The organism is Corynebacterium sp. MSK218, from assembly GCF_030232655.1.
In the GTDB taxonomy this organism is placed as follows: Bacteria; Actinomycetota; Actinomycetes; order Mycobacteriales; family Mycobacteriaceae; genus Corynebacterium.
Map to the genome: position 1 here is coordinate 175469 of NZ_JASPGN010000003.1, position 13583 is coordinate 189051.

14 protein-coding genes are annotated in these 13583 nt (G+C 57.1%); 12 read left to right on the top strand and 2 right to left on the bottom strand.

The genetic code is table 11. From position 1 onward, the window contains the following. Window positions 1-8: 8 nt before the first annotated feature. From QP922_RS03725 to QP922_RS03765, 9 genes are all read left to right on the top strand, one after another. The gene (locus QP922_RS03725) at window positions 9-572 is read left to right on the top strand and encodes an FxsA family protein (protein WP_284807972.1); all 564 of its coding nucleotides are present in this window, start codon (window positions 9-11) and stop codon (window positions 570-572) included. Next, window positions 572-2083, top strand: a complete 1512-nt coding sequence (gene lnt / locus QP922_RS03730; RefSeq protein WP_284807973.1) for an apolipoprotein N-acyltransferase — start codon at window positions 572-574, stop codon at window positions 2081-2083. Before QP922_RS03725 ends, lnt begins: the two co-directional genes overlap by 1 nt. A gap of 15 nt (window positions 2084-2098) precedes the next feature. Then, entirely contained in the window at window positions 2099-2974 is an 876-nt protein-coding gene (locus QP922_RS03735; protein ID WP_284807974.1) for a polyprenol monophosphomannose synthase, read from the top strand. Window positions 2975-3154: 180 nt separating this feature from the next. Next, window positions 3155-4285 carry an ABC transporter ATP-binding protein gene (locus tag QP922_RS03740; RefSeq protein ID WP_284807975.1) on the top strand — a complete coding sequence of 377 codons (1131 nt, stop codon included), beginning with the start codon at window positions 3155-3157 and terminating at the stop codon, window positions 4283-4285. 27 nt (window positions 4286-4312) lie between these two features. Then, a complete protein-coding gene (locus QP922_RS03745; RefSeq protein WP_284807976.1) occupies window positions 4313-5560 on the top strand; it encodes a DUF4032 domain-containing protein in 1248 nt (415 codons plus the stop codon). 396 nt (window positions 5561-5956) lie between these two features. Further along, on the top strand, window positions 5957-7291 hold the full coding sequence (locus QP922_RS03750) for an ABC transporter substrate-binding protein (protein WP_284807977.1): 1335 nt from the start codon (window positions 5957-5959) through the stop codon (window positions 7289-7291). 203 nt (window positions 7292-7494) lie between these two features. Then, window positions 7495-8340: a carbohydrate ABC transporter permease gene (locus QP922_RS03755; protein WP_039675386.1), complete on the top strand. Its 846-nt coding sequence runs from the start codon at window positions 7495-7497 to the stop codon at window positions 8338-8340. Window positions 8341-8343: 3 nt separating this feature from the next. Continuing rightward, entirely contained in the window at window positions 8344-9258 is a 915-nt protein-coding gene (locus QP922_RS03760; protein WP_284807978.1) for a carbohydrate ABC transporter permease, read from the top strand. Window positions 9259-9359: 101 nt separating this feature from the next. Continuing rightward, a complete protein-coding gene (locus tag QP922_RS03765) occupies window positions 9360-9995 on the top strand; it encodes a MusI family membrane protein (RefSeq protein WP_284807979.1) in 636 nt (211 codons plus the stop codon). Between the two features lie 71 nt (window positions 9996-10066). On the opposite strand, the gene QP922_RS03770 is transcribed toward QP922_RS03765, so the two are convergent. Then, on the bottom strand, window positions 10067-10450 hold the full coding sequence (locus tag QP922_RS03770; protein ID WP_070671294.1) for an RNA polymerase-binding protein RbpA: 384 nt from the start codon (window positions 10448-10450) through the stop codon (window positions 10067-10069). Between the two features lie 129 nt (window positions 10451-10579). Here QP922_RS03770 and QP922_RS03775 point away from each other — a divergent pair, with 129 nt between their 5' ends. From QP922_RS03775 to QP922_RS03785, 3 genes are read left to right on the top strand one after another with little or no spacing between them, the layout of a single operon-like run. Continuing rightward, a complete protein-coding gene (locus QP922_RS03775; protein ID WP_070671297.1) occupies window positions 10580-10939 on the top strand; it encodes a hypothetical protein in 360 nt (119 codons plus the stop codon). A 3-nt stretch (window positions 10940-10942) separates the two neighbouring features. Continuing rightward, window positions 10943-11641 carry a YceI family protein gene (locus QP922_RS03780; protein ID WP_284807980.1) on the top strand — a complete coding sequence of 233 codons (699 nt, stop codon included), beginning with the start codon at window positions 10943-10945 and terminating at the stop codon, window positions 11639-11641. A gap of 4 nt (window positions 11642-11645) precedes the next feature. Continuing rightward, window positions 11646-11810, top strand: coding sequence for a hypothetical protein (locus QP922_RS03785; RefSeq protein ID WP_181815368.1), 165 nt, complete (start codon window positions 11646-11648; stop codon window positions 11808-11810). Between the two features lie 761 nt (window positions 11811-12571). Here the strand turns inward: QP922_RS03785 and QP922_RS03790 are convergent. After that, the gene (locus tag QP922_RS03790) at window positions 12572-13555 is read right to left on the bottom strand and encodes a bile acid:sodium symporter family protein (protein WP_284807981.1); all 984 of its coding nucleotides are present in this window, start codon (window positions 13553-13555) and stop codon (window positions 12572-12574) included. Window positions 13556-13583 lie beyond the last annotated feature (28 nt).

The window sequence follows — 13583 nt, forward strand, 5'->3', positions numbered from 1 at the left end:
TAGGCGGCATGCCCTTTGTTCTGTTCATCGCGTACATCCTTCTGGAAACCCTCGCCTTCTGGGCCGTCGCGAACTGGATCGGCGTTCTCTGGGCCCTGCTTGCTTTAGGGCTCACCATGCTCTTCGGCATGACCATCGCCAGCTGGGAAGTGCGCCGCATGATGTCCTCCCGTATCCGCCAGACCGGGGACGGCGTGTATGTCATGGAAGACCCGACCCCAGGTAAAACCGCAGGAAATGTGGGTTTGACCATGGTGGGCGGCATGCTGCTCTCAGCGCCGGGTTTTGTGTCCACGGTGTTGGGTGCACTGCTGATCTTTGCACCGACGCGTTCTATTATCCGAACGCTCTTGGCTGCATCCATGTTTAAGAAGATTGAGAACCTCGGTGTGCGTGTGTATGAGGCCTCACCGATGGCCCAGCACCGTGATTCCTTTGGTTCTTTCGGGTCTATGGGACCATCGGGGACGGCGGATCCGAACAACCTTCACCACGAGGTCATTGATGAGGACGAGCTACGGGAGTGGACCCAGCACGTCAAGCCTGAGGACTTCGGGGACGGCAAGAAGTAGTGGTAGAGGTACTCGCTCGCCTTATTCTGGCCGCTGTCTCCGGCGGTATCACGTTTCTCGCCGTCGAACCACGCGGTTGGTGGGCTTCCGGCACTATCGGCATTGCCCTGCTCGTGGCTGCATTGTCGCCGTGGCGAAGTAATGAGTCGAAGCTTCAGCCCACGCTAGCGTGGTCCGCCCTCATCGCCGCGGTGCACAGCGCGGTGCTCTACCTGTTTACGTTGCCGTGGATTGGTGAGCTCGTGGGCAGTATGCCTTACATTGCGCTGGCGATCTTTTTGTCCCTCTACAGCATTCTGTTGGGCATCGGCGGGGCGGCTTTGTTGCGGTGGCGCCATGGCTTCGCGCTCTTTCCCTTCTTCTACGTCGCCGTGGAGTTGCTACGCTCCTCAGTGCCTTTCGGTGGGTTCTCGTGGGTACGTCTGGCTTGGGGGCAGATCGAAGGCCCTCTGGCATACCTCGCGCCATGGGGCGGACCTGCGCTGATCTCTTTTGCCGTGGTGTGTGTCGCGGCGGGCCTGGTCGGTCTGACGCGAGCACCGAGACTTGCCTGCGCGCTCATGGCACTCCCATTGCTAGCGGGTCTTCTCGCCGGGTTCGGGATTAACCGTCCCGGTAACACTACGGGCTCGGTAACGGCTGCGGCAGTCCAGGGCAACGTTCCACGCCTCGGCTTGGACTTTGCTGCCCAACGTCGCGCGGTGCTGGACAACCATGTGCGGGTTACCGAACAAGCCGCCCAGGATGGCGCGCACCCCGACATCGTCATCTGGCCAGAAAACGCCTCCGATATCAATCCCTTCACCAACCAAGACGCACGGGCGCTTATCGACGCCTCCGCACACGACATCGATGCCCCCATCCTCGTCGGTACCTTGACCACTGATGAGGTGGGTGCGCGCAATACGATGCAGGTTTTCAATCCCGATGGCACGGTAGGAGAGCACCACCACAAGAAATATCTGCAGCCTTTTGGTGAGACGATGCCGATGCGGGATTTCTTTGCCAAGATTACCGACTTGGTGGATCTTGCGGGCGATATGAAGCCTGGTGATGGCCCCGGCGTGGTCACCATGGCCGGCACGACGGTGGGAGTTGCTACCTGCTACGAGGTGAGCTTTGATCAAGCCTTCCGCACGGCGATCAACAACGGCGCGCAGATACTTACCACGCCCACGAATAACGCGACGTTTAGTGACTCGGATATGACCTACCAACAGCTTGCTATGAGCCGTCTGCGGGCACTGGAGACTGACCGTGCTGTCATCGTCGCCGCCACCTCGGGCGTCTCCGCGATTGTGCATCCGGATGGCAGCGTGAGTCAGGCGAGTGGGATCTTTGAACCGGCTTATCTTGAGGAAGAGCTTCCCTTAAAAGAAGGCCGGACTTTTGCGGTGCGTTATGGTTCGCTCCTGCAATGGCTCATGGTTATCATTGGAACGGTCTGCGCGCTGCTGGCGGTCTATTCCACCCGCGTGGCACGCGGCAGCGCGCCTAGAAAAGAAGTCTAAAGGAGCAAGGAACAAGTGAGCTCGACCCACGAATCCACCCTGGTCATCATCCCCACCTACAACGAGATTGAGAACCTGCCGTTGATCACCGGCCGCGTGCGAGAGGCCACCCCGGAGGTTCACATTCTCATCGTGGACGATAACTCCCCAGACGGCACCGGTGAGGCAGCCGATAAGCTGGCGGCGGAGGACTCTCACCTGCACGTCTTGCACCGCGAGGGCAAGGGCGGCCTCCTAGGCGCCTACATCGCTGGCTTCGAGTGGGGCCTGGAGAAGGACTACCAGGTGCTGTGTGAAATGGACGCCGACGGCTCCCACGCTCCGGAGCAGTTGCATCTGCTGCTCGAGGAAATCGAGAAGGGCGCAGATCTCGTCATCGGCTCGCGATATGTTCCGGGCGGCGAAACCGTCAACTGGCCGGCCAACCGTGAGCTGCTCTCGCGCCTGGGCAATAAGTACATTTCCGTCGCCCTTGGCGCGGGCATTAACGATATGACCGCCGGTTACCGTGCCTTCCGCCGCGAACTGCTTGAGCACCTCGACTTCGACAGCTTGTCGAAGGCTGGCTACATCTTCCAGGTGGACGTGGCCTTCCGCGCCATCAAGGACGGCTTCGACGTGCGAGAGGTCCCGATTACCTTTACCGAGCGCGAGCTGGGTGAATCTAAGCTGGACGGCTCTTTTGTCAAGGACTCTCTCTTGGAGGTCACCAAGTGGGGAATCGCGCACCGCTCGGAGCAGGTCGCCGACTTCAGTGGTGAGGCATCCAAGCTCGCTACCCGCACCGTGGAAGACCTTGAGCTCGGTGCTAAAACCACCAAGGCCAAGAACGCAATCAGCGAGTTTGTCGCCGATGTAACCCACTTGGTCTCCAACACTCTGAAGCGCTAAACGCCGGTTTCGACCTCTTATGGCCCGTGAGCAGAAAACCGCTCACGGGCCTTTGTGGTAATGACCAGGTGCAGTGCTAATGTCGTAAGTGGCACTTCCACCGTGCAACGTGATTTACTTCACGCCATTCTCACACTAAGGATCGTTCGGCACGTACCTGCCGATGGAGGAGACACTGCAATGGCAACCGTATCGTTCAAAGACGCTACTCTGACCTATCCTGGCGCCTCAGAGCCCACCGTAAAGAAGTTCAATTTGGACATTGCCGATGGCGAATTTCTCGTTCTCGTCGGCCCGTCCGGATGTGGTAAATCCACCACGCTCCGCATGCTAGCGGGTTTGGAAAACGTCACAGATGGCGCCATCTACATCGGCGACAAGGACGTGACCAACGTCGCCCCACGCGACCGTGACATCGCCATGGTTTTCCAGAACTACGCGCTCTACCCCCATATGACCGTGCGCGAAAACATGGGTTTCGCCCTCAAGATTGCTGGTAAGTCGCAGGACGAAATTAACCAGCGAGTCGATGAGGCAGCAGCCACACTCGGCCTTACCGAGTATCTGGAGCGCAAGCCGAAGGCGCTGTCGGGCGGTCAGCGCCAGCGCGTGGCCATGGGCCGTGCCATCGTTCGTAACCCACAGGTCTTCCTCATGGATGAGCCGCTGTCGAACCTCGATGCCAAGCTCCGCGTCCAAACTCGTACTCAGATCGCCGCGCTACAGCGCAAACTGGGTGTCACAACCGTCTACGTCACCCACGACCAGACTGAGGCCTTGACCATGGGTGACCGCATCGCGGTGCTCAAAGACGGCTACCTCCAGCAAGTTGGTGCCCCGCGCGAGCTCTACGACCGCCCAGCTAATGTCTTTGTTGCCGGCTTTATTGGCTCCCCAGCCATGAACCTTGGCACCTTTACGGTGAAGGATGGGGTGGCAACCTCTGGCCAGGCCCGCATCGCACTCTCCGAGGAAACCCTCGCCGCAATGACGCCGGAGGACAACAACCGGATTACCATCGGCTTCCGCCCAGAAGCCTTGGAGATCATCCCCGAGGGTGAGTCCACTGAGCACTCCATCCCAATTACGTTGAACTTCGTGGAGGAACTCGGTTCCGATTCCTTCCTCTACGGCAAGCTTGTTGGCGATGGCGATCTTGGTTCTTCGGCCGAGGACGTGCCTGAGTCTGGTCAAATCGTCGTCCGCGCGGCTCCGAATACCGCGCCCGCCCCCGGCAGCGTCTTCCACGCCCGTATCGCTGAGGGCGGTCAGCACAACTTCTCAGCATCGACTGGTGTCCGTCTGCCCTAAGACGCCTGTGAAAAGAGGTGACCTGTCATGAAGGAATCCATGAGCATCACCTCCTCGACGTATGCGTCAGCGTTGCTGACGCTTCCGTGGGATACCCCTTTGGAGCACTGGCCCGATGAACTCATCGCCGCGCTGCCGAGGGGTATTTCGCGGCACATCGTTCGCTTTGTGGGTGTCGAGCGCGGCATCGTCGCGGTGAAGGAGATTGGTGTACGCACTGCTCATCATGAGTACAAGATGCTCCGCGAACTCCAGCGCTTAGGAGCGCCTAGCGTCCGTCCGGTTGCGGTAATTACTGGCCGCCATCCCGCACATGAGGACTACGGTGAGCTCACCGCCGCTTTGGTCACCGAGCACCTGGAATTCTCTCTGCCGTACCGTGAGATCTTTTCCCGACAACTGACAACAGTGGAAGCCGAAAAGCTTATCCGCGCCTTGTCCGTATTGCTCGTGCGCATGCATCTTCTCAGCTTTTACTGGGGCGATGTATCCCTGTCCAACACGCTTTTTCGGCGCGATGCCGAGACGTACTCGGCCTACCTTGTCGACGCTGAAACAGGAGAGTTTCAACCCAATCTGTCAGAATCACGCAGGCTTTACGACGTCGACATTGCCCGCGTAAACATCATCGGCGAGCTCATGGACCTTCAAGCCGGTGACTGTCTAGACGCAGATATCGATGTCATCGCGCTCGGCAGCCTCGTCGAGTCCTCGTATCTCGAGCTCTGGGAGGAACTCACTGCGGAAGAATCCGTGGACGCGAGCGAGTATTGGAAAGTCTCTGAGCGCATTGATCGCCTCAATCAGTTGGGCTTCGAAGTGGGCGAGCTCAAAGTCACCAAGGACGATTCCAAGCACACCGTCCGTATCCGGCCCGTTGTGGTGGACCCAGGGCATTACCGCGCGCAGCTCCTCAGTCTCACGGGGTTAAGTGTGGAGGAGCACCAGGCCCAGCGTCTCCTCAGCTCCATTCAGGCCTACCAAGCGGTGGAATGCAGCCCCCATGTCGGTCTCACTCAGGCCGCTCACCGCTGGATGACTCAAGAATACGAACCCACCATTGCCGCTATTCCGGATGACATGCTGGGCAAGCTTGAACCAGCCCAGGTGTTTCACGAGATCACGGATCACCGCTGGTTTCTTTCTCAAGATAGGGGAGAAGCCGTTTCTCTCCCAGAGGCTACCGAGTCCTATCTCGCTACCGTACTGCCATCTCGTCGCGATGAGGCACGTCTGCTGCGAACAGTTTCACGCGGTTCCGATGCAGAACCCTAACCGTGCGATCAGCGGTTTGTTATAACCGCGAGTGTGCCCTCATTGACGCTGTGGACCAACAGATCTTCAAATGCCAGGGCACAGTTTCTTCATCTTTTAACCAGATACGAGTCCGTATGCCCCCATAAATGGGGCACGTACGGGCACTTCGGTATGCATATGGTCACAATCGGACGTATTCGTGCAATCTATTTTTGTTTATGTGGATTATCTCACTAAAGTGGGAGTCAGGCTAACTAGTTCATAACTGGATATATCCCGTTAGTTTCGCAACTAGTAGGCGCCGGGTGGCTCTCCTTACTGAGGGCAATGGCCCGGAGATAACCGCATACGCAGGGGTCAGCGTTTACTGCACGGCCCTTTAACCCGCGTTTCATCAAGAAAGATGAGGAAACAATGAAGCGTCTCACTCGCATCGCGTCGGTCACCATGGCCTCCATGCTTGCCGCCACCAGCCTCGTAGCTTGCTCCTCCAGTTCTGCAGACGACGAAGGCGATGTCTACTTCCTGAACTTCAAGCCTGAGCAGGATGCCGCATATCAAGAGATCGCTAAGGCCTATACCGAGGAAACCGGCGTGAAGGTCAAGGTCGTCACCGCCGCCTCCGGCTCCTATGAGCAGACGCTCAAGGCTGAGATTGGTAAAGACGAAGCTCCGACGCTCTTCCAGGTAAATGGCCCAGCAGGTTTCATCACCTGGCAGGACTACATGGCTGACATGTCCGATACTGAGGTGGCAAAGCAGCTTACTGAGGATATTCCGCCTCTCACCACCGAGGACGGCGAAGTACGCGGTGTTCCGTTTGCTGTAGAGGGTTTCGGAATCATCTACAACGACGAGATCTTCGACAAGTACATCGCAACCTCTGGCGCAAAGATCAAGTCCACCGATGAGATCACCAACTACAAGAAGCTCAAGGAAGTTGCCGAGGATATGCAGTCCAAGAAGGACGAGCTCGGCATCGAAGGTGCCTTCGCTTCCACCTCCTTGACCTCTGGTGAAGACTGGCGCTGGCAGACTCACCTGGCTAACGCCCCAATTTGGCAGGAGTATCAGGACAAGAACGTAGAAGACACCAACGAGATTGACTTCTCCTACAACAAGGAGTTCAAGAACCTCTTCGACCTCTACTTGGACAACTCCACTGTGGAGAAGTCCCTCGCTCCATCCAAGACGGTGACTGATTCCATGGCCGAGTTCGCCCAGGGCAAGGCCGCCATGGTCCAGAACGGAAACTGGGCATGGTCCCAGATCTCTGAGACCTCCGGCAACGTGGTGAAGGAAGACAAGATTAAGTTCCTCCCGATGTACATGGGACTTCCGGATGAGGAAAAGTTCGGCCTCAACGTCGGTACCGAGAACTACCTCGGTATCAACTCCGAGGCGTCTGAGGCAGACCAGCAGGCTACGAAGGACTTCGTCGACTGGCTATTTACTTCTGATGCAGGCAAGGAGCACGTGGTCAACGACCTAGGCTTCATCGCGCCATTCGAGTCCTATACCGAGGAAGACACTCCGGACGATCCGCTGGCAAAGCAGGTAGCAGAGGCCATCGCGAACAAGGATCTCACCACGTACCCATGGAACTTCCAGTACTTCCCGTCCCAGCAGTTCAAGGATGACTTTGGCCAGGCTCTCTCGCAGTACGCCTCCGGCACCTTGAAGTGGGAGGATGTTGTTGCTCAGTTCAAGGACAATTGGGCCGCTGAAAAGGAAACCAACTGGGGTTAATTGAGAACTCCTAAGAGGTTTCGGTCTCAGTAAGGGGACGCATCAGTCAGCGTCCCCAGCCCGCTCCCTGAAGTGGGGGCGTGCGCTACCCCTCTCAAGTGCAGTCAACGCAGGGGAGGGGAAGCAGACGCTCTCACACACCGCGTGTGCGAGCCGCGCACGATTCACTCACACAGTTTCACTGAAATGAAGGTCTCACCACCATGCAAGCAACGCTGAAGAAGTACTTCCCAGTCTTTGTCTTGCCCACCTTGCTGGCATTCATGATTGCCTTCTTGGTTCCATTCATCGTAGGTTTCTTCCTGTCCTTCACGAAGTTCACCACGATCACCAACGCCAAGTGGGTGGGCATTGACAACTACGTCAAAGCTTTCTCCGAACGCGAGGGTTTCATCTCAGCCTTCGGTTTCACCGTCCTCGTGGTCATCGTTTCGGTGATCACCGTTAATGTCTTCGCCTTCCTCTTGGCGTGGATGCTGACCCGCAAACTGCGCGGTACCAACTTCTTCCGCACAGTGTTCTTTATGCCTAATCTCATCGGTGGCATCGTGCTGGGCTATACCTGGCAGACGATGATCAATGCGGTCCTCGCGAACTATGCCACCACGATTTCGGCCGACTGGAAGTTTGGCTACGCCGGCCTCATCATGCTGCTCAACTGGCAGCTTATTGGCTACATGATGATTATCTACATCGCCGGCCTGCAGAACGTTCCACCAGAACTCATCGAAGCCGCTGAGCTCGATGGCGTAAACAAGTGGGAAATGCTTCGCCACGTGACCATCCCGATGGTCATGCCATCCATCACCATTTGTCTCTTCCTCACTCTGTCGAATTCCTTCAAACTCTTCGACCAGAACCTAGCACTGACCAACGGTGCGCCTGGCGGACAAACGGAAATGGTGGCGCTCAACATCGTCAACACGCTGTTCAACCGAATGAACGTCGAAGGCGTGGGACAGGCCAAGGCCGTCATCTTCGTCGTCGTTGTGGTTGTCATCGCGTACTTCCAGCTGCGCGCGACCCGCTCCAAGGAAATCGAGGCTTAAGTCATGACTACCAGCACTTCAGCGCAAGCCGTTCCGGCCACCAAGAAGAAGGAGCACAAACTATCTTCAGACAATGAAACCCGCATGTCGGGTGCTGCCAAGTTCGTGGTCTACGCCATCCTGGTGTTCTTCACCATCGTGTTCTTGGGCCCGATCCTCTTCATCTTTATCAACTCTTTCAAGTCAAAGTTCGCGATTTCCTCCGACCCGTTCTCCCTGCCGGTTGGCGAAACCTGGGTAGGGTTTGAGAACTTCATGGTGGGACTCACCAAGCAGGGCTTCCTTGAGGCCACGCTGTGGTCCTTTGTCATCACGATTCTCTCCGTTATCGTCATCGTGTTCTTCTCCGCCATGACGGCGTACTACATCACGCGAGTCAAGACCTGGTGGACTAGCCTGCTGTACTACCTGTTCGTAGTCTCCATGATCATTCCGTTCCAGATGGTCATGTTCCCGACGGTCAAGATTGCTGACATGCTCCATCTCAACAACCCACTTGGAATTGTGGTCCTGTACCTGGGCTTTGGCTCGGGTCTCTCGGTGTTCATGTTTGCAGGTTTCGTGAAATCAATTCCTATCGACGTCGAGGAAGCCGCCATGATCGATGGTTGCGGCCCACTCCAGAATTACTTCCGCGTGGTGTGGCCAATGCTGAAGCCCACCGCAGTGACGGTTGCGATTCTTAATGCCATGTGGGTATGGAACGACTACCTCCTGCCGTACCTGGTCATTGGTTTGTCGACCCGCTACAAGACCATTCCCGTGGTTATCCAGTCCTTCGTAGGCTCCAACGGTAACCGCGATATGGGTGCCATGATGGCCATGCTCGTGCTCGCGATCATTCCGATTGTGATCTTCTACTTCTCGACGCAGAAGCACATCATTGAAGGCGTGGCCGCGGGAGCGGTCAAGGGCTAAGCAATCTCGGCCTCGAACCACCATCGTGTCAACAAGCCTCCCGTATCCAGTCGGGAGGCTTGTTCTCTGTTGTCAGCTCACATTCGATAGGTTAGGAAACCATGAACCGCTTGCTAGGGCCCGAATCGAAGTTCTATGCCGTTCTGAGCCTGTTCGCTGACCTCGTCATCGTCAACGTGCTTGTCGTCATCACATGTTTTCCAGTGGTTACCGGTGGAATGTCGCTGCGCACGGCGCACGAGGTCACCGGTCACATGGTTAGGGAGGAAGGGTCGCGTCGTGGTTCCGCATTTGTCCGAAACGTGCTCACCCGTCCATGGACCAACACCGCTTGGTGGCTCATCTGTCTCGCCGCAGTAGGGCTAGCAACATATGAGTTCGCCATCATTGCCAAGGCGGACCTAGGACACATGGGAATCGTTTTACGGGCCGCACTTGTCTCTGGGCTCATCGTACTGAGCTGCATCAGTGTCTGGTTCTTCCATCTAGATGCGCCGAACAGTGGGTTTCGGCGGCGCTGTGCTGCAGCCATAACCCACGCCGTAGCGCACTTACCTCGGACGCTCTTGGCAATTGCGCCGGGGGTGCTCATGGTTCTCTTTCCGTTCTTTTTCCCGGGACAATGGGGGAGTTACGTCTTCTTCCTCGCCGTGCTCGGCCCGGCTCTCGCCATCTACCTAGCCGAGCTTGCGCTGCAGTGGCCAGAGCTCTCGACGCAGGCCGCACGAGACTCCTAAAACAACAATAGGGTAGAGGCACCCACATGGGCCTCTACCCTTCTTCATCACCACACGAAGCTCCGCGCGGTTTAGGACTCGTTTTCTTCCTGTTCCTTCTGCTCCTTAAGCAGACGAGCCGCAGCGCGGCGGCGGGAACGAAGGCTTTCGATGCGTTCCGTCAACAGCTCATCGAGTTCCTCAATGGAGCGGCGCTCACGCAACATGTCCCAGTGGGTACGCGGCGGCTTGGTGGGCTTGGATTCCACGCCTTCACCCTCCACGAGTGTGCCAAGCTTACCGTTCTTGCACATCCACTCCTCAGGGATTTCCGCGTCGTCCGCAAATGGCACCTCGTAAATCTCGCCGTCCTCGGTGCGGTACTTCACCATTTGGCGTGGCGCCAAATCGTGATCACGGTCGGTTTCGTAGCTCACAGCGCCCATGCGGCTGCCACGGAGCACGCGATCTGCCATGCAACATCATCCTTTTCAAATAGTGAGGGAGAGTAAGGAGCGACCTTTATCATTTAAAGTTCTTACAGTATAACGAACGGCCTCAAGCCTTTGTTCCCACCCTCAGCTTTATGGGCTAAGGTGTGTGGAGTGATTGGTACACAGGATCGGCAGCCAGGCTCGCCTCGCCGAAAAGGCGCCGCCACCTGCCAATGGTGCGGCAAGGACATCCCGCAAGGCGGGCGTGGTCGACCACGCAAGTTCTGCTCGGCCTCATGTAAGCAGCGTGCATATGAGCAACGCCAGAACGTTGCAGGAACTACCATCCCTGCCGACGCCGTTATCCTCAGCCCAGAAAAGGCAGATCAGCTGCGAGATAGCCTCTTTGAGTTGCGGTGTTGTGCAGAGGATGTGGCGACGGCGGCGTCGGAAAGCGCCAGCGCTGAAGAGATGGATGAGCTGTGTACGGAGCTAGTCACGTTGGCTCGCAAGCTAGAGGAATTGAGATAGAACATGAAATCTGTATTAGGTAACCGCAAGCTGGTCATCAGCGTCTTCGTGATTCTGATTCTCGCCTCAACCGCATTAGCCCTCGGACCTCTCGTGTTCTCCCTGGTGATGGGACGTGGAGTCAAAACTGAACCCATCAATCTAGACCGGGTAAAGGCCGCGTCGACCGAGCTTGACGGCGAGTGGCACGTGGTCAAGGGCTCACCCTATAACTTCACATCAGCAGGCTTTACTATCGACGAAATCCTGCCCGCAGACAAACGAACTACGTCTGGCTCAACCAAAGAAGTTACTGGTCAGGCCACTATTTCAGGCGCGGTCGTAGAGGAAGCCACCATCACCGTAGATATGACCTCGCTTACCACCGATAAGAAGGTGCGCGATCAGAACATGAAGACCAAACTGTTTGAGGTCGCAAAATACCCGGAGTCCACGTTCGAGCTGACTGAACCAGCTGATCTTTCTAGCGTGCCTGACGACGCTTCACCAGCCACCATTCCGATCACTGGCAATCTCACCATCCATGGCGAGACTCAGAAAGTCACGACTGATTTTCAGGTCGTGCGCGATGGTGACACCATCGTTCTCGGCGGCGATATTCCGATCAATCGCCTGGACTTCGGCATAGAAACCCCGGAGATGATTGCTGCCAAGATTTCCGAAGTGGGCAACGTTAATGTCCGCGTAACCCTGCAGAAGTAGCGCCATGAAGTCTCGTCACCTCATCACCGTCTTATGGGTGCGCCTGGTTGTGCTCGCGGGCTTCGGCATCTTCATCTGGTTCACGGGCACGAAGCTGTTGGCAGCGTTCTCTGCGGTCCTTGTCGCCTTGACAGTTGTCCAACTCGCCATGGCATACCGGCAGCGTTAGGTGCGGGAATCCCAGCCTTTTACGTCACAGTGACTTTATAAAGGTGCGTATTTACACCGGGGAAGTAGCGCACCAGGTCGCCTTTTGGCCGCTTTTCGTCAGACTTACCTGCAGATCGGACACTCAACTCTCGCAGTTATGGCGACAATAAGAGGGCCGGCGGGCACCGCCAAGCAGACACGGCACGAGTGCAGTCAGCTACGAGGATTCAACCGACCGGCCGCCGGGGTGCCCGCGTTCCGCAACCGTGCCGGCGAGCCGGACCACAGAGCGCCCGGCGCAAGTCCTCTTAGCCTAACGGGACGAGGCAAGCCAGCGCCCGCGGCGCCTCATGCAGAAGTGCGCCGGCGTCAAGGTTCACGGCCGAACATTAACCGAGGGAAGCATCGTTGCGCTCCCACCCATAACGTTGTGGCCGATAATGTACATTATGTCAGATAGTATGGATGGTCCACACCCCTGCCGCTGCGATGCCCGCGCAAGGTTCTTCATACCCCCAGACCTCGATCCCGAAACTCCATGCTCGCCTATCCCGCGACTACTTAATCCCCCTTTTGGCGACCAGCGTGTTGCGGGTTTCAGGTCTGGGGCTTTGCCAACGTTGGCCTAGGGCGAAGTGATTCGCGTGGCGCCGATAAACGCCCAGGTCGAGTTCAGCACCAACCACAGTACTAAGGCCTCCCTAACTCTACAAAGTCCAGCTCAGATTTGCTTTTGAAGCAAGACTTTCGCGAGTTAGGGAGACTCATTCCTTCTCTGAGCTAACTCACAGTCTGAGCAGCACGTGCTTCGGCCGCAGCTTCTTCGTCGAGCGGTTTGCGCCTCACAATGGCCGCGAAGATTGCGCCGGTGACATTAGCCCACACAGCAGCCACTACCCCGGGAAGTGCTGCCTCCGGGGTAAAGAACTGCAACGCCAGAGCTGAGGCCAGGCCGGAGTTCTGCGTGGCTACTTCAATAGCAGTTGTGCGCGCAGCGGACTCGCGCTCGCGGGCAATCTTGGCCAGGTAGTAGCCGAAGACAAATCCGATAAGGTTCTGAAGGGCCACGCCTACAAAGACAACTAGACCCACAGTCAGCAGCTTTTCCTGAGACTTCGACACCACGGCCATCACCACGGCGCCAATGCCGGCAATGGCTACCCACGGCAGTAAAGGAAGAACCTTGTCCACAGCCTTGCTGGCCAACACACGCAGAAGCAAACCCAAGCCCACCGGGATAAGGACGGTCTGCACCAGCGACCACATCATGCCCTTGCCATCCACATCCGCGGTCTGGCCCGCCAACCACAGCATAAGCAGCGGCGTCATGATTGGTGAGACCAATGTGGACACCGAGGTCATAGCAACAGACAAAGCCACATCGCCTTTGGCCAAGAAGGCCATGACATTGGAAGCCGTGCCACCTGGGACGGAGCCGAGGAGGATGAGGCCGACGGTGGCGGCGTCGGAAAGCCCGAGCACCTGCGACACCAGCAGCGCGCTCGTGGGCATAATGGCAAATTGACAGAACACACCCAAGAAGATGGGCGTGGGCCGTTTCGCCACCAACGCTAAGTCCGGGATAGTCAGCGTCAAGCCCATGGAGAACATGATGACCATGAGCAGTTGCTTGGTGTACTGGCCTACCGGTTCAAAAGTACTGGGGCTCACAAATGCCACGGCGGCGCAGGCAATGATGACGAGGGGGAAGGCATAGACGGCGATCTTCTCGCCGCGCTCCCCTTCCGTACGTGGGCTGGTCATAGCGTGTCCTTTCCATCAATAATCTCAT

Bases quoted from the DNA above. Each gene is read 5' to 3' on its own strand.
- QP922_RS03745 (WP_284807976.1), top strand. From the start codon at position 4,313: ATGAAGGAATCCATGAGCATCACCTCCTCGACGTATGCGTCAGCGTTG.
- QP922_RS03765 (WP_284807979.1), top strand. From the start codon at position 9,360: ATGAACCGCTTGCTAGGGCCCGAATCGAAGTTCTATGCCGTTCTGAGC.
- QP922_RS03790 (WP_284807981.1), bottom strand. From the start codon at position 13,555: ATGACCAGCCCACGTACGGAAGGGGAGCGCGGCGAGAAGATCGCCGTC.
- QP922_RS03725 (WP_284807972.1), top strand. From the start codon at position 9: ATGCCCTTTGTTCTGTTCATCGCGTACATCCTTCTGGAAACCCTCGCC.
- QP922_RS03780 (WP_284807980.1), top strand. From the start codon at position 10,943: ATGAAATCTGTATTAGGTAACCGCAAGCTGGTCATCAGCGTCTTCGTG.
- QP922_RS03785 (WP_181815368.1), top strand. From the start codon at position 11,646: ATGAAGTCTCGTCACCTCATCACCGTCTTATGGGTGCGCCTGGTTGTG.
- QP922_RS03760 (WP_284807978.1), top strand. From the start codon at position 8,344: ATGACTACCAGCACTTCAGCGCAAGCCGTTCCGGCCACCAAGAAGAAG.
- QP922_RS03770 (WP_070671294.1), bottom strand. From the start codon at position 10,450: ATGGCAGATCGCGTGCTCCGTGGCAGCCGCATGGGCGCTGTGAGCTAC.
- QP922_RS03740 (WP_284807975.1), top strand. From the start codon at position 3,155: ATGGCAACCGTATCGTTCAAAGACGCTACTCTGACCTATCCTGGCGCC.
- QP922_RS03750 (WP_284807977.1), top strand. From the start codon at position 5,957: ATGAAGCGTCTCACTCGCATCGCGTCGGTCACCATGGCCTCCATGCTT.
- QP922_RS03755 (WP_039675386.1), top strand. From the start codon at position 7,495: ATGCAAGCAACGCTGAAGAAGTACTTCCCAGTCTTTGTCTTGCCCACC.